The organism is Pseudomonadota bacterium (genome assembly GCA_023229365.1).
In the GTDB taxonomy this organism is placed as follows: Bacteria; Myxococcota_A; Polyangia; order JAAYKL01; family JAAYKL01; genus JALNZK01.
On sequence record JALNZK010000003.1, the window covers coordinates 42,268 to 56,494 of the forward strand.

At 39.5% G+C, this 14,227-nt stretch carries 22 protein-coding genes; all 22 read right to left on the bottom strand.

Annotation, left to right across the window (positions count from 1 at the left end; all coding sequences use genetic code 11):
* Positions 1-140: 140 nt before the first annotated feature.
* Positions 141-677, bottom strand: coding sequence for a 3'-5' exoribonuclease (locus M0R80_03745; protein MCK9458727.1), 537 nt, complete (start codon positions 675-677; stop codon positions 141-143).
* Entirely contained in the window at positions 674-874 is a 201-nt protein-coding gene (locus M0R80_03750) for a hypothetical protein (GenBank protein ID MCK9458728.1), read from the bottom strand. Before M0R80_03750 ends, M0R80_03745 begins: the two co-directional genes overlap by 4 nt.
* Entirely contained in the window at positions 868-1,140 is a 273-nt protein-coding gene (locus M0R80_03755; protein MCK9458729.1) for a hypothetical protein, read from the bottom strand. Before M0R80_03755 ends, M0R80_03750 begins: the two co-directional genes overlap by 7 nt.
* Positions 1,133-1,387 (bottom strand): hypothetical protein, encoded by a 255-nt coding sequence (locus M0R80_03760; GenBank protein MCK9458730.1) that lies wholly within the window; start codon positions 1,385-1,387, stop codon positions 1,133-1,135. Before M0R80_03760 ends, M0R80_03755 begins: the two co-directional genes overlap by 8 nt.
* Position 1,388: 1 nt before the next feature.
* Positions 1,389-1,670, bottom strand: coding sequence for an HNH endonuclease (locus M0R80_03765; GenBank protein MCK9458731.1), 282 nt, complete (start codon positions 1,668-1,670; stop codon positions 1,389-1,391).
* Positions 1,671-1,974: 304 nt separating this feature from the next.
* Positions 1,975-2,436 carry a hypothetical protein gene (locus tag M0R80_03770; GenBank protein MCK9458732.1) on the bottom strand — a complete coding sequence of 154 codons (462 nt, stop codon included), beginning with the start codon at positions 2,434-2,436 and terminating at the stop codon, positions 1,975-1,977.
* A 218-nt stretch (positions 2,437-2,654) separates the two neighbouring features.
* A complete protein-coding gene (locus M0R80_03775; protein MCK9458733.1) occupies positions 2,655-2,906 on the bottom strand; it encodes a hypothetical protein in 252 nt (83 codons plus the stop codon).
* Positions 2,881-3,075 carry a hypothetical protein gene (locus M0R80_03780; GenBank protein ID MCK9458734.1) on the bottom strand — a complete coding sequence of 65 codons (195 nt, stop codon included), beginning with the start codon at positions 3,073-3,075 and terminating at the stop codon, positions 2,881-2,883. The genes M0R80_03775 and M0R80_03780 overlap by 26 nt, the downstream gene beginning before the upstream one ends.
* A 285-nt stretch (positions 3,076-3,360) precedes the next feature.
* A complete protein-coding gene (locus M0R80_03785) occupies positions 3,361-3,555 on the bottom strand; it encodes a caspase family protein (GenBank protein ID MCK9458735.1) in 195 nt (64 codons plus the stop codon).
* A 661-nt stretch (positions 3,556-4,216) separates the two neighbouring features.
* Complete coding sequence (locus tag M0R80_03790) at positions 4,217-4,657, bottom strand: hypothetical protein (protein MCK9458736.1); 441 nt, start codon at positions 4,655-4,657, stop codon at positions 4,217-4,219.
* Positions 4,658-4,663: 6 nt separating this feature from the next.
* Positions 4,664-4,891, bottom strand: coding sequence for an AbrB/MazE/SpoVT family DNA-binding domain-containing protein (locus M0R80_03795; GenBank protein ID MCK9458737.1), 228 nt, complete (start codon positions 4,889-4,891; stop codon positions 4,664-4,666).
* Positions 4,891-5,241, bottom strand: a complete 351-nt coding sequence (locus tag M0R80_03800; protein ID MCK9458738.1) for a hypothetical protein — start codon at positions 5,239-5,241, stop codon at positions 4,891-4,893. The genes M0R80_03795 and M0R80_03800 overlap by 1 nt, the downstream gene beginning before the upstream one ends.
* 2 nt (positions 5,242-5,243) lie before the next feature.
* On the bottom strand, positions 5,244-5,726 hold the full coding sequence (locus M0R80_03805) for a phage N-6-adenine-methyltransferase (protein MCK9458739.1): 483 nt from the start codon (positions 5,724-5,726) through the stop codon (positions 5,244-5,246).
* Between the two features lie 740 nt (positions 5,727-6,466).
* Entirely contained in the window at positions 6,467-7,051 is a 585-nt protein-coding gene (locus tag M0R80_03810) for a radical SAM protein (GenBank protein ID MCK9458740.1), read from the bottom strand.
* A complete protein-coding gene (locus M0R80_03815) occupies positions 7,041-7,295 on the bottom strand; it encodes a glutaredoxin (GenBank protein ID MCK9458741.1) in 255 nt (84 codons plus the stop codon). The genes M0R80_03810 and M0R80_03815 overlap by 11 nt, the downstream gene beginning before the upstream one ends.
* A gap of 14 nt (positions 7,296-7,309) precedes the next feature.
* Positions 7,310-9,520, bottom strand: coding sequence for an anaerobic ribonucleoside-triphosphate reductase (gene nrdD / locus M0R80_03820; protein MCK9458742.1), 2,211 nt, complete (start codon positions 9,518-9,520; stop codon positions 7,310-7,312).
* Positions 9,521-9,616: 96 nt separating this feature from the next.
* A complete protein-coding gene (locus M0R80_03825; GenBank protein MCK9458743.1) occupies positions 9,617-9,871 on the bottom strand; it encodes a hypothetical protein in 255 nt (84 codons plus the stop codon).
* Positions 9,872-10,063: 192 nt separating this feature from the next.
* Positions 10,064-10,420 (bottom strand): hypothetical protein, encoded by a 357-nt coding sequence (locus M0R80_03830; GenBank protein ID MCK9458744.1) that lies wholly within the window; start codon positions 10,418-10,420, stop codon positions 10,064-10,066.
* Between the two features lies 1 nt (position 10,421).
* Complete coding sequence (locus M0R80_03835) at positions 10,422-11,141, bottom strand: RNA ligase family protein (GenBank protein MCK9458745.1); 720 nt, start codon at positions 11,139-11,141, stop codon at positions 10,422-10,424.
* Positions 11,142-11,683: 542 nt separating this feature from the next.
* The gene (locus tag M0R80_03840; GenBank protein MCK9458746.1) at positions 11,684-12,649 is read right to left on the bottom strand and encodes a hypothetical protein; all 966 of its coding nucleotides are present in this window, start codon (positions 12,647-12,649) and stop codon (positions 11,684-11,686) included.
* A 49-nt stretch (positions 12,650-12,698) separates the two neighbouring features.
* Entirely contained in the window at positions 12,699-13,082 is a 384-nt protein-coding gene (locus M0R80_03845; GenBank protein MCK9458747.1) for a hypothetical protein, read from the bottom strand.
* Positions 13,083-13,296: 214 nt separating this feature from the next.
* Positions 13,297-14,220, bottom strand: coding sequence for an SPFH/Band 7/PHB domain protein (locus M0R80_03850; GenBank protein MCK9458748.1), 924 nt, complete (start codon positions 14,218-14,220; stop codon positions 13,297-13,299).
* Positions 14,221-14,227 lie beyond the last annotated feature (7 nt).

The following is a 14,227-nucleotide window of genomic DNA, read 5'->3' on the forward strand; positions in this document are numbered from 1 at the left end:
TATCCTCTCTTAATCAAATTCGTGTCCACATCTTTTGCAGGCCCAAAAAGCTTGCGAATAATCCATTTCTATAAGTAACTCGATCCAAGTATATCCGCATTTAGGACATTTAGCTGGAAAATTAATTAAACACATTAGGGTCACCTAAAACAATTATGTTCCGCCCTTTCTTCCATCTCTTGTATATAAGAAATAGTATATTGACTCATTAACCAATCATACCTATATTTAATCTCGCGAGCATCCCACAGTGCATGATGTTCAATTTTATCTGGCAGATTGGGTAATACAGGATTTACACATTCTGTTGCCATCTGCTTTAAATCTAAACAATACTTTGGCCATCCCACGGGCAAATCGATCATGCGTCCGAATAATTGGCACAATACAACCCAATCATAGTCACTGTAGTACCCAATCCAACTGGGATTGCTCTTCTGACTAACAAATTCCACAATCTCTTTAGCGATAACCCTTCTTCTCTTCCCTTTACTAAAATCCAGGTGCTTTATCACATTATCATAGACCCAATCATCCGCAAGGCTTAATGCGAGTTCAATCTGATCCACTACAGCATAATATTCTCTTCCGTCTTCCGCAACAATTCCTATACTCAAAAGCTGAATGGGATAATCGGGACCCGCTTCTATGAATTCGGTGTCTAAAAAGTATTTCATCTTTTTGCCTTCTTTCTGTTTCCAATAATATCATAGTCATGTGTATTTTTTTCAGGAACATCACACCTATGAGCATACTCAGTTGTCTTCCCGTTAATTTTACATTTACCTACATGATCAAAAGTATATAGTTCTTTCCACAATTCACAATTTCCACAAATTCCTTGAACAGGTTTCGCTCTAAAAGCAACTAGCACATCTCCATCTCCTTCTCCAGCCAATTTAAGAAATCTGCCACATGTTCCAAACCATACCCCGCTTTCCTCGCTCCAGGGCTCAGGAATTCTCTATGGGCGAATTCATTGAGAACCATTGGATAAGTTCTCCCTTTATTTTCGGGGCGGTCTAGTTCGTCCTGAAGGGCTCCTTTCAATTCCTCTTTGTGTTTCTTGCGAAGGATTTTAGAGCTATCTGAGTTTTCCATTAATTCGAATATTAAAGCGTATATTCTTCCCTTATTCATTGCTGAACCTCGTCTCAATTATTATTCCTTGTTTTTCGGCGTGTCTATATGTAGAAAATTCACACTCTTTTAAAAGAAAAAGTTCCGAGTCAGAAACAAAAACTTTTTCTCCTAATCGAACAACCAGGGCCGTGATAATGCTTTTCGTAAATTCTAACTCTGCTTTTAAATGTTTTGTCTCAATGATTTCTTCACAAAATCCCGCTTTTAAGGCTTCAATTTCATTTTCTAGATCTTTGGACGACATCTCAAATCTCCATTTGCATCTGTTTTATCTCCTCAATCAATCTATTTAACTTTTCTGATCCTTTTATTTTTAATGTTTTATCTCCTAACTTCTTCCACCAAAATTTGTGAGGTTTAAACAATCGATGAATTTCTTCATGACAATGGGAACAAACCCACATTTTGTTAGAAACCGTAGGGTTGAAATAATATTTCATCGCTTTAATTATAGCAATAGGAATAATATGATGTTTTTCTATATTGTCGTGAAGAACGGAAGATTTACATTTTTCACATATGGGCACATGGATACCTCCTATTCGTCTCTTCGGATCTCCATATCTATATCGGTATATAACTTATAGGCGATTTCGGAATTTGGTCCAAATAGTACTTTTTTGGAATACCAATGCAGCAATTCCCTTAAAAATTTAGCATCTTCGTCACTAAATGTTATACCGATCATTCTTCTCCTCCAATAGCCCGATCTATTTCAGCGTGTAAACGCAGGGTCGTGTAAGACTCATGTCCAAGGGCAACCGCAGAGTGTTTGAATAACAACGCTCTTAGAAATCTGGCATCCTCATTATTTAAAGTTATGTTAACCATTCAAACCGTCTCCGGAGCGTTCCTATAATACTTTATCGCATCCACAAAACACCTTTGTTCTATCATAAGTTCAATAATTTCCGAGTCCGACAAATTCTCCTTAATACCATCATTTATTGTTTCAAGCGAACACGCTGCAACCTCGCCAAATTCTAACGTTTCGTGTAAAATTTTATGCTCCGCGTCGAATTCTTTCCAAGAAAGTTTCCGTGGTCTGAGAAGGTGGTCGTATCCAAGCTTTTTAGAAAGAATTCGTACTACTTTATCGGCGTATTCCGAATCCCCACACTCTCGCTCTATAAATGTACCAATTAATTCTATAAAGGATATGTCGTCTTCATATTTGTCTCCCCAGTCTTCTATTTTGATGTCTTCAGAATTTGGTTTATTGGTTCCGATAACATATGATTTCGTTATTCCATAAAACCAATCGAGAGGGCTAACGGGTCTCATATAGCTCATTTAGAATCACCTTAATTTATAGGGCATACGTTTTAATACTATTTATTCCTTCTGGCTTGAAATATGTGGTACCTCTTCTACCCAGATTCTAACATCATATCTAGAACCCGGCGCTAACCATCCTAGTTTGTTTGCGATATCATACGCCCCTCTATAGGCCTCATCATATGTATCTGCCGTACAAAGCGGACTATCATTAGCCATACCCACAAATTTTGTTACCAATTATTCCACACTCCCCTGATATTCATCGCTTCAAAGAAAACATATGTGGCCACCATAAACCAATTTCTATCCTTGTAAAACCCAATAGCAATAATCCCATTGGAAATCAACCACACACCGAAACCGATAGCCCTGAATAGCGCCGTAGGGTCTGACGTTAAATACGCCCCACTCATACTTAAAACCATCGCTAGGGCATACCAAGGTTTAGTTTTTATTTCATGGATTAATTCCTTCCATACCATCCACTTCCTCCCACTTCTTTTTAAATTTATCAAGTTCCTCACGGGATTTATCTAGTGAGTTATTTAAATTTTGAAGATAATAAGTAGTATTATCCAACAAAGCGCTGATTACCCCAAGGTTATAACTTCTCTTTTTGATTACTTCTAACTCTTCTTCGGCAATTTCCATCTCAATACCCCTTCCTCGGGCGCCCATTGTCACATAAATCAGCGTTGCAATTCTTTTCGGCGCATAATTCATAATAATGGCAATCTTCGGGAAACGGGCAATAGGAAAACGCCTTATTAATTTTAAGAGATCTAAAGATTTCTATCTTTGGAAGAAATATGGAATCTTCAAAGTAATCAAAATTTCGACTTTTTAGCTCTTCTCTTAAAATAGAGAAGATCTTCCCGTAAGCGGTGCAAATATCTTCCAAGTTTTTAACATCGGATGAAAGGGACATGAAACCACCTATCCAGAAATACTAAGTATTAAAGAGTCACCTGCTCTAGCATTAGAGATCATTCTGTCTAATTCGGAAATAATATCAGATTTTGTAGCGTAGTCCTTTGACAGGAAACTTACGTCAAATCCACGTTCCTTTAGTGTTGCTGCAAAATTAATCATTTCGTCTTTATAGGTTGTTACGAATAGAGCGCGTTTCATGTTGACTCGCCCTGAGTAAACGTAGTAGTTTTTGAGCAGTCTTTACAGTGCCATCTCGCTATAGGTTTGTTGCATTCCTCGACCCAGAAATTCCCTCTGACAGAACCGCAATGGCTGCATCTTAAATTGGCCTGGTCTGCATCTATACAAGTTTTACATCTATATGCGCCGCCAGCCGATGTTAGGCTTAAATCCTCGTTAAATACTCCGCAAGACGGATCTTTAAATTTACCCGTTCCATATAAGTCTACATATCCTAGCGACTGACAGTTTTCGCACAACTCAACGTCGTTCGTATCTATTTTAACCAGAATTTGCCTCATTTAATAACCCCTCTTCCTTCATCCTCTCAATATCTTTTGTCGAAACTCCAGCCGAAAGTAACATAGCTTCTGAGCGCTCTCCGGGACAATCAAAAACAGAGACAAGGCACTTAAAGCCTTTACCTTGTCTCCTATCACAATCTAGTTTAGAACAGAGTCTCATTGGATATAATCCTCAATTCTCGTAATCTGCGAGATATTAATAATACTACCATCATCTAATTCGTGCCATCTAACGGGACCTAATCCTATATGTTTAAGAAAATCGTCTACCGAATCATAATTAATATCCCGAAAATAAGTTTTATCCGAGAGATAAATAAGAATAGCCATCTTCCTCAGATCCTATACGTCGTAATCTCTAGTTCTCTAATATTCGCTGCCTCTTTCTCTCTAAATCTTCTGTTTATCTCAGACAATCTCTTCCCTGCTTTATAAGCAATATTCATCATATCTTCCATGTCGCTAATAGAAATTGCTTCATTAAAGGCAGGTACGTCCTCCTTGCAGACTTTAATCTTGTAAGTAACAAAATTAGACTCCTCAAAGAGATCACAATTATAACTAGACTTATCCATAAAGAGAATTACTTCTCCAGACTTATAAACTCGGGGATAACCTCTAAGATATTCTTCGGGAAGATGTTCCTTTGGTAGAACTCCATCTGCTTTTATAAGAACCCTGTAGTTCTCCACAAATGGCTTGTAGTCTCCACATTCATACACTACCTTCTCAGGAACATCTCTTGGAAGGTCCCACTTAAATTCCATGTTGGTCATGTCGTCTCATTCCTCCAATTTTCTTAACGGAAGCGCTCTGTTCTCCTGCGATTTATCCCATTCAGATCTGAGCATCACGGAAACTTCAAAAGTTTTCGAATCCTCGATTGGTTTGTTAGGATGGTCTGGTTCCAACCACTCTTCAAAAACTAGGTTGTCTCCGGGTTTACCTTCCATATTTTTCACAATTTCTTTTGGAATAGTAATTGTCCCGTCAGAATTAATTTGTGGCATTATACCGCACTTCTCCTCACTGTTCTCTTCTTATATTTGCGTTTTATTGGTGCAAGATTTTCAATCTCAGAGGAGTCTTCCTCTGAATCGTCCTCTTTCCTCAACGTCCCTTTTATCCTGCTATGTTCTATATAGTTTTCTGCCGTGACGAGTTCAGACGCGAATTTTCCATGATCTAATACAGATTTTATAGTTAATAAATGTTCCGCTTGAAGTTCTCGGATAGCGTTGGCGAGCTTTTCCGTTGCTTTATATGTTTTATTCTCATATAGGGAATCTGCGGTTACTATTCCTTTTTTGTTTTTCTCTTGAATGCGGAGGTAGAGACGAGAGGCGTAAGAGGACAACATAATTATACTCCCTTAAGATCAAATGTGGAAATTCTAGTCTCTCCATTGTGTTTCTCAAACACGACAAGAGCCAATGGTTGAGGCAGTCCCTGCGTCGCTCCGCTAAATTTAGGACGACCACGGATAAACTTAATTTCTTTGGCCTTCATACAATATTCATGCCACCAATTGGTATTTGTCCTGGCGGGAATCAACATCACAATGGTTGTAGTACAATATTTCTGAGATTCTTTATAACTCTTTATTACCCAATCCTTTAGTTTTCCGTTTTTATCTCCATAAGGCGGGTTTAACCAACAAGATCCTTTCCATTCTTGTATTAGGGCGTTATCTGTCTCGGAATAAAAAAGATCACACTTCTTGTTAGACTCACTCGCGGCCAAATCCCAATTAAAGTGAAACTCCTCATCCAATTTATTAAAAAGTTCATCTGGCGTCTCCCAATCTTGTTTTACAGAATTAAATTTACTATCAAAGTTTACCATTTACAATCTCTCCATAACTTCTAAAATTCTATTGGCTAAAAATTCAATTACAGGTGGACAAACTGCGTTTCCATAGGATTTTACTCTATGTCGAGCCAACCGTAAGGGAACCCCATCGCCCATTCGTATATTTGGGATATTCTTAAACCACCAAGACCCGCAAGCAATACTTCGGTTGCCAAACTCGGTTGATGCCTGTTTCTCGACGCTGCATATGCCTCCTTCAAAGAAAGGTCTCTGTAGTCCCTTGCTGACGGGGTAGGCAACGACAAAGATCCGATCCCTCTTGTGAGGCGCACCAAAGGCTCTCGCCGGAAGCACTTCCCATTCTGCATTATACCCGATGGAGGCCAAGTCTGATAAGATTCTCCCGAAGATTTCCCCTTTTTCTGCGGTAAGCAGCCCTCTAACATTTTCCAGGATAAACCAGTCTGGTCTAAGACCGCAAATAACGTTAAAGGTTTGGGGCCACAAGTATCTATCGTCGCTTGATCCATTGCGTCTTCCGGCGAAAGAATAGGGTTGACACGGCATTCCTGCGCAGATAATGTTGGGTTTTTCAAGTTCATTAATATCAACTTCTTTAATATCAGTATATCTTTTGGTGTTTGGATAGTGCTTTTCTAATATAGAAATACAAAATGGATCGTTTTCTATTTGCCATATGGTTTTAAAAAGGTTAGAAGTGCTCTGAAATCCAAGTTCGAATCCACCTATACCAGAAAAGAGGGAGCCAAGGGTTAAAGTGATATTCTTCCCTCCTGTTTCTTCCAGTTTAAACCGTTTCTCTCCACTAATCCTTTTATTTCGTCCAAACTTTCTAAATCTGGATAATCTGGAAAAACCGTTGTGCGGATCTGTAGTGGAATATCATACCATTTGCACAACAAAATTACATTTTCCGCATTTTCCCAAGAATCCTCAACACCAGTAAGTTTAAAATAATTCTCTTCTCCATAAGTTTTCATATCCAGGAAAACTTCATCAATTAATTTCTCCCTCATTAAAAGATCTAATTTTCCCGAATTATATCCAGATGTTTCCAACCCCACTTTGAATCCTATTAGGTGACAAAATTTAGCAATTTCTTCTACAGCCGCAGGCTGGAGCATTGCTTCTCCGCCGGAGAAAATCACCTCTGAAATCAAATAATTATCTAATATTTGTTTCGTTATATCTCTAATGTCTACGAAACTTTCCCCAGATTGTAACTCTTTGTTGTGGCAATAAAAACATTTATAAGGACAACCTCGGAAAAATAAAATTAATGAGGAATGATTGGAATCCGAACATGAGAGTTGGGACCCTCCAAAATTAACTAGCACGCTCGATTACTCCTTTAATTCCCCTAAATTTCTCTCCATCGAACATATCATTTACGGTATAAAATTTGTCATCAACCTGTAGAACCGGAGCAGACATAGTAAAAACTCCGTTGGAGTATAGCTCGGTTTGCGATTCGGGGGTTCCCATATCTACTACTTCAAAAGACTCTCCCGCTCTCATTAGGATATCTTTCAAAAACGAACATTTTGGACAATTCTTTGTAAAAAAAAGTTTATATTTCATATTTCAGTCTCCTCTTAAATTGAATATCTCTTTCGGTCCATCAACTCTTCTTTCTTGCCTGCATTCCATCCGCTCACAGCTTGCAGGTAGCCCGTAACTCGGCTGATAAAATCTACATTTTTAGAGCCGCAGTTTGGGCAAACATGCCTTAATCCCTTGTTTGTTTTTGAGCAGTCCAAGCAAATTGTCATATCTCTAGTAACATCAAAATAGCCAATTTGAGTATTCCGAGCAGTCTTGTTTACGAGATCATAGAGCGCTTCGGGATCGGGATCTTTCTCCCCAAGGAATATATGGAAAATATTCCCACCGTCGAGGATAGGGAAAAATGTTTGTTCATAATTCATCCGCTCAACAAGAGAAACGTCGGCATTTGGCGGTAGCATTGTGCCATTCGTATAATATATTGGTAAATCGTTCATCTTGTTTATACGAGACAACGCCCCATTTACATCTCCCTGGACAATATTTTGTGTAAAAGGTCTGTATTTTTCGTTAAGAAGATCGGCCACCGCAAATCGTTGTGCCACTGATTCGGCAGGCGTTCTTGCTACCGCAATTTTGATCCCGCTCTCTTTCTCTAACTCTCTAGCATAATTTTTCATCTCCAAAAGAGCGCGAATAGCTAATCTATATGCATCCTTGCTTTCATGTAAGGCAAACCCCGTATGATGCTTTACCATTTCATTAATTCCCACGACGCCAATCGTATAAACAAGGTCTTTTAGCAAATATGCATCTGGAAACCGTTTTCCGCTTTCGTGATCTAGTGATTTTTGGGTAAGGAATGGAAGCCGATCCGCCTGTAAAATCCTTTTCATCCAAGATTGTTTGATCTTAAAAACCTTAATAGCATCGTCCATTATCGATTTCAAGTTCTCGAATAATAGATTGTCATCTCCATTAGATTTATAGGAAGCTCTAGGGGCGTTTACGGTAACTACCTGCCACGAACCCATTGAAAAATGTTTTCCATCAACAAAGTTTAACTTGTCTTCAAATTCGTTATCCGTTTCCTCATTATCCGAGAATTGATACGCGCAACATTGATAGCAAGAAATTCCCTTCCCCGCTCCTCGGTATTCCGGCATCTGGTTATCGAAATATGGAGTTCCAAATTTCGCTGCCAACTCTATTGATAATCTATATAAATCATCATATTCCGAGTTGTTCATAAAAAATGGTTCCATATTAATTTCGGGTTTTGGGAAATTAAACGGCTTCCCAAGATAGTCCCCTTCCAACATTACTTCCATTAAAGCCCTAAAAGTGGTTTGAGCCTCAGTCTCGAAATCTCCATAGGTCTGATTGTTCCAAATTTTTCCCTTATAAACTGGAGAAATATCGCGCCACATTTCCGGAATACCAGGAGACAGTTGTAGAGAAGAAAATACTATCTGGCCACCGCGAGCGACCTGGACCTGGGATGTCTCGTAGATTAATTCTTGCATAAGCTGTTTTATTTCTTTATACTCTAGCCCGCGCATGTATGGAGCAATAAATGGTATAAAATTATAAAATCCTTGTCCGCCCGCGCAATTTGTTTGTCCCGCGGCAAGTATTTTTACTGCATGGAGAATAGCCACGGAAGGTTTCATTGCAGGACCAGCTACCGCGGCACGAATACCTTTTCCGTCGGGAAGAAATCCCGTCTTAAAGAAATAACGCAAATCCCAGTCAGCGCAAAAAGGTCTTGTGCCAAAATATTCAAGGTCGTGGATGTGTAGATCTCCGCCTAAATGTTTGTCCGCTAACTGAGGCGGCATAAGCAACAAATATTGTTCCTTTGAAACCTTGTCGGCCTTCTTCTTGTGGCTCGTTTCAGGATTTCCCTGAACGTTGGCGTTCTCGTTCCGCTCAAATGAATTTTGGTCTCCCACATCGATCATGAAGGCGTCGTATACCGGCAATCCTACCCGTGTTGATCTTTTTCTGTAGGAATCATATCTCATTATGTCTTCTTTGTTTTTAGATTTTTGGCTTTTTTCAAGTAAAATTTGATTCGCAATTTCTCGGACCAACGAAGAATTTATTATTGAGTGTTTCTTGAAATTAATTCTCCTTTCTACTTCTATCGCTATTCCTTCTGCTTCTTCTCTAGAAATTCCATCAATTTCAAAGAACTCTTTAAGCGCGGCGGTTTCCTTTATAAGTTGATTAGAAATAGCGGCGCGGTCCCAAGGTCGATGTAGGCCACTAGACGTTCGTACAAAAATATTATCCATAATGATTAACCTCTATAAATTAAATTAAATTAAATTAAATCGTCCTCAAATTCGGGCAGCCTTCAAGATAGCTTTACGATGTTATAAACTTGTCGCTCAGAAATCTAACTCAGTAAAATACTTATCAAATTCTTCTTTGTTTATTAAATCATCTCCCAAGGCACATTCTAAAATCCAATTCTTTACGAATTCTCCCTCGTATGTATGTTCTGGATATTCTTCATAACGTTCATCATACGCCCACAAGTATAACATTAAACGGTCTAGAGGAATTACGGTAACAGTTGTTAGAGTCCCATTACTGATATTACCGTCGCCTATTAAACCGTTTAACATCTCTACCTCACCCATCCCACAGTCTTACTCGCTCGGACCTGCTCACTATCAGATAATTGAGACTTCTTAAGTTTCATTCTTTCCGCAAAATAATCTCCGACTTCTCCCTGAAACAAAACGGCTCCTATGGGAGCGAACCTCCACGCTCTAAGCATTTGCTCATAATTCATGGTATCAATTCGATTCTTTGTAGACTCGTCTATCATTTTAAATCACTCCCAATCTTTGCGCTTCACAATCCGCTGCGGCTTGTTCATTTCTTATTTGCCACTGGAGGCATTCTATCTCGTCGGAGACCAATGAATATTCCAGGTCTAAAGACCTCTTTTTAGCCTCCAAAGATTCAAGGGCAAGGACTTCAGCCAAGGTCTGATCGATTATATAAGCCTCTCTTTCCTTATCGTTGGTTCCCAACTTCTTTTTGTCCGTCGTGTTAATAATACGTGCCCTTAACTTTTTAAGATCGGCTTGAGCAGTCAACACATCTTCGTTGATTTTGTGTAGAGATTTTTTTGTAGCGCCTTTCTTGGCGTATATTTCCTTTATTTCTTGGTTGGTTGGCATATTAATTACTCCTCTCGTAGTCTTTAAATCTTATCTTAGCTATCCTAGACCGATCCGCAGATCGGACAACAATTCCCTCTGGTCTCCCGCCACCACCATCATCTAACGCGGCCTGCGTCCTAGAAATCTTAGTCTTGAGCCAATCATAGGTATCTACTAATCCAGTCGGAATCAAATCTTCACCGATTCTTGGAGTCACAGGAAGTCCTAGACTTTGTAATAGAAATTCATCATAAAATTTCTGCCCTCCGTTATCTCTCCAAGATGCAATTTTTTCTACAGGCATCTCAAGAATTTCGTCTGAGTTTGCAATCATGGCAACATCAAATAGTCGAGCACCCAACAATCCAGTTCCGGTATATTGTTTCCCATTTTTAGTTGTTTTTCCCCCGTATACTTCAAAATAGAATATAGTAACCCAAAGACGAGGGGCTAATCTCTCCGCAATTGGCTTCAAAGTCTCCACTATTCCTAATTGTGGATTCCCTATAAGATCACCTTTAGCATACAACAATTCTTCCCTACTACCAATAATGTATAATCCGTCGGGGAATATAATAATTCTTCCGTTTACCCCATCTATCTTTTCCGTGAGAATTGCTGTCGCGCCATCAAACGGAACCTGCACTTCATCAAGTAGTCTTCCACGATCCTCACCTATTTTATGATAAGTGAGGATGGAAGGATACTTGGTCATGGAATTTACTTTGGAAAGGTCCATGTTTTAAATCTCCTTCGCACACGCTTCCAATTTCACAATGTCGAGACCCGAAAGAATTGTGGCACTATGGGTATAATTATGGCAGTGAGGACAATGTATTTTAAAATATTTAATCTCTACGTCTGTGGTTGGTTTCTCACTCGTATATTTAATAATTTCAATGTCAGGCGATCTACAAGCCTGACAGACAAGAACTATTCTGGCGTACATTTAAGTTACCTCCAAATTTGCCACCATTTCTTCGCGGGTTTGGGTTCGAACCAAAGACCTTCTTTTCCGCAAATATCTACGCCCGGAACGTGGTACCCATAATCTAGTCCCACGCGCAGAGATCTGCAATATTCGGAAAGTTTTGATTGTTTGCATTTTCGTCCTGACTTCCCAGAAACATAACAAGATTCGGGGATCTCTTTATACTCTCCTTCGTTATAAAAAACTTTTGGGTTAGAACACTTGTCTAACGAACCATAGTTATAACTATTCGGTTTATCCCATCTACAATCTCTACAAATTCTATCGACTTTAGGACAGGTCATTTGAGATCAACTCTCGTTAGGATTATAGACACAATCTATTGCATTCTTATCCGACCTAAATCTCAAGAAGCGCGGATGTCTAAAGCGCCCTGTTGGAAATCTGTCATTCGCCTTTATTTCGATAACCTTTCCCAGATACCTCTCTTTATTGTTACTGATCTCTTCCCTAAGAGCGTCGTCCATTCCCGAGCAAGTGCCAAATTCTATTAGTTTTTCGTCGTAAAACTGCCCAAATTTAATGGCCCCAATCCAACCATTATCGTATAATCTAGATGTTGATTCCTCCCCGGAAGATTTCTTTGTAATCTTGGTTGGATCTTCAAAACCCATTATGACGCAATCATGCGTGGCCTCTTTTTTAATTTTAATCCAATCCTTCGCATATGGAGATTTGGTATTTTTCAAAATTATACCCTCTCCTCCATTAGCCACGATTGTATTAAAATATTCTTCCTTGTCTTCGGTGATCGCCGGAACTATACTAAAGTGTTTACTCTCGGCGGCAGAGAAATTGTCCACCAAGACACTTCTCCTTTCTTCATATGAACGGTCTCGTAGATCTTGACCCTTGAAATATAAAATGTCGAATACTCGGTAATCTACCCAGATATTCTCATTTTGAAGTCTTATAGCCTTTTCTGGGAGGGCTCCCATAATTTTTGACACGCGAGTACTTTGACTTTGATCTCCAACTACAATTTCGCCATCCAAAACCGTTCCTTCAAACTCTATATCCATCCCGTTACTCGTAAACAAATCTCTTAAATGCGGGACATTTTCAGTTTTTTCCACAAAAAGGTTATTTTTCACGGAAATATGTCTACTTGTGAACCTGTTTTTACCAATTCCGCAATGTAAAAGGAACCTTTCTCCGTCGAGCTTTTCCTCTCCTACAAATAAATTGGATTTTAACATCTTCTCATTAAATTTACCCCTAGCTTTTCCAGGAGTTAGTTGCTGCAATGGTTCCATATTCGTCTCCTCTACTCACATATCTACCTTGCTACTATTTATACTTATCCTAGTTTAAATGCGCCTTACTCTTCAAAAATTCCCACCTAAAAATTGAGTCTCCGATTACGGGTTCTGGACTCCACCCAAGGAATTCCCTAGCCTTTTTAATGGTTCTCATATTATTAAAAACGGCCCTTTCAAGATACTCAATTTCCGACTCGGAAGAGTCCTCACCCGTATCTTCGTCACTACAGGAAATTATTCCATCTTCTATTCCTGTCTTCAGATCCCTTTGAAAAGCGACTTTAGACTCTATCTCTTTCACTAATTGAGGAAGATCTTCTTGAGATTCCAAGAAATTATCTATGTTGGTAATCTCAAATTCCTTTTCAAGTCCAGTTTCATCGTGAGTATAAATAAAATAGTTACTTTCGTCCACAGTAGCACCCATCTTTTGTGATCTCTCGCGGAACTATACACCCATCCATAATCTTTCTTATTCTCCCAATAAGAATGGGAGGATTATGATCCGTACAATAAAAATCTTCCCCAACCATTGGGACCCGCTCGGTCAAAAGATCTATACAGCCCCAACAGGGACGACCCGTGGGGATTATAGTTACACCACATTTGATGTCGGACATAAAAAAATGATGGGTAGGTTTTCACCTACCCAAAGGAACTATCTTCTCCGATCCTGTCAGATCCGATACAAGGGTGGTTACGTTGGTACCCTGCGGGACTATTATCTTGGAGTTACTCTTAAAGATCACTTCTCCAACTTCCAATTGTTTTAACGTTACTGAAGGTCCCGTAAAAGTTTCATTTGCGGCGGCGTTTACGGTTCGAATCGCTTCTGCTTTAGCCGTAGCGTTCACCGTAATAGCATTTGCATTAGCTTCTGCGGCAATCGTAACCGACTTAGCCAATCCCTCTGCCTCTTTAATAGCGGCCCTCTTTTTACCATCCGCCTGAGTCTCAACTGCGGTAGCAAAATCAATCGCGGCCCTCTTCTCTGACTCGGCCTTAACAATCTCATTCATGGCCTTTTGAACATCTGCGGGTGCGTCAATCTCAGCGATTTCGGTACGAACCACGTCAATACCCCAACTAGAGGTCTCTGATGCAATGGTATCCTTAAGGCTTGTATTAAGTCCCGCCCTCTTACTGTTTGCGTCCCTCAGAGTTAGTCCTCCTACTACATTTCTAAGAGTTGTCTGAGCTAGAGAAACTATCTGAACAGCGATGTTGTCTACATTATACTGAGAATTTTTAACACTCTGTTCATCCCCCTTGATTCTGTAATATACCTGTGCAGATACACCCGCATTAAGATTATCTCCAGTGATTACTTCCTGGCGCTGACAAGTAACCATCTTCTCGGTTACATTTACGAGTCGGATTCTCTCAATTATCGGGATACAGATAGCGAGACCAGAATCAACGTATCTATTAAACCTTCCTGCTCTCTCAATGAGCGCTCTATGTGTTGGTCTCACAAACTTTACACTACTAGACATTATAGCCGCGAATATTCCTGTAAGGAATACGAGAACGACTACCCAAAGTAGTACTTCAAATATTTCCATGTTGAAT

What these genes read in the sequence shown, in the direction of transcription:
- M0R80_03755 (MCK9458729.1), bottom strand. Translation starts at nt 1,140, where the DNA reads ATGAATAAGGGAAGAATATACGCTTTAATATTCGAATTAATGGAAAAC.
- M0R80_03780 (MCK9458734.1), bottom strand. Translation starts at nt 3,075, where the DNA reads ATGGAAATTGCCGAAGAAGAGTTAGAAGTAATCAAAAAGAGAAGTTAT.
- M0R80_03775 (MCK9458733.1), bottom strand. Translation starts at nt 2,906, where the DNA reads ATGGTATGGAAGGAATTAATCCATGAAATAAAAACTAAACCTTGGTAT.
- M0R80_03815 (MCK9458741.1), bottom strand. Translation starts at nt 7,295, where the DNA reads ATGAAATATAAACTTTTTTTTACAAAGAATTGTCCAAAATGTTCGTTT.
- M0R80_03770 (MCK9458732.1), bottom strand. Translation starts at nt 2,436, where the DNA reads ATGAGCTATATGAGACCCGTTAGCCCTCTCGATTGGTTTTATGGAATA.
- M0R80_03835 (MCK9458745.1), bottom strand. Translation starts at nt 11,141, where the DNA reads ATGGACCTTTCCAAAGTAAATTCCATGACCAAGTATCCTTCCATCCTC.
- nrdD (MCK9458742.1), bottom strand. Translation starts at nt 9,520, where the DNA reads ATGGATAATATTTTTGTACGAACGTCTAGTGGCCTACATCGACCTTGG.
- M0R80_03840 (MCK9458746.1), bottom strand. Translation starts at nt 12,649, where the DNA reads ATGGAACCATTGCAGCAACTAACTCCTGGAAAAGCTAGGGGTAAATTT.
- M0R80_03850 (MCK9458748.1), bottom strand. Translation starts at nt 14,220, where the DNA reads ATGGAAATATTTGAAGTACTACTTTGGGTAGTCGTTCTCGTATTCCTT.
- M0R80_03760 (MCK9458730.1), bottom strand. Translation starts at nt 1,387, where the DNA reads ATGTCGTCCAAAGATCTAGAAAATGAAATTGAAGCCTTAAAAGCGGGA.
- M0R80_03830 (MCK9458744.1), bottom strand. Translation starts at nt 10,420, where the DNA reads ATGCCAACCAACCAAGAAATAAAGGAAATATACGCCAAGAAAGGCGCT.
- M0R80_03845 (MCK9458747.1), bottom strand. Translation starts at nt 13,082, where the DNA reads ATGGGTGCTACTGTGGACGAAAGTAACTATTTTATTTATACTCACGAT.
- M0R80_03790 (MCK9458736.1), bottom strand. Translation starts at nt 4,657, where the DNA reads ATGACCAACATGGAATTTAAGTGGGACCTTCCAAGAGATGTTCCTGAG.
- M0R80_03805 (MCK9458739.1), bottom strand. Translation starts at nt 5,726, where the DNA reads ATGGTAAACTTTGATAGTAAATTTAATTCTGTAAAACAAGATTGGGAG.
- M0R80_03785 (MCK9458735.1), bottom strand. Translation starts at nt 3,555, where the DNA reads ATGAAACGCGCTCTATTCGTAACAACCTATAAAGACGAAATGATTAAT.
- M0R80_03795 (MCK9458737.1), bottom strand. Translation starts at nt 4,891, where the DNA reads ATGCCACAAATTAATTCTGACGGGACAATTACTATTCCAAAAGAAATT.
- M0R80_03825 (MCK9458743.1), bottom strand. Translation starts at nt 9,871, where the DNA reads ATGGGTGAGGTAGAGATGTTAAACGGTTTAATAGGCGACGGTAATATC.
- M0R80_03800 (MCK9458738.1), bottom strand. Translation starts at nt 5,241, where the DNA reads ATGTTGTCCTCTTACGCCTCTCGTCTCTACCTCCGCATTCAAGAGAAA.
- M0R80_03745 (MCK9458727.1), bottom strand. Translation starts at nt 677, where the DNA reads ATGAAATACTTTTTAGACACCGAATTCATAGAAGCGGGTCCCGATTAT.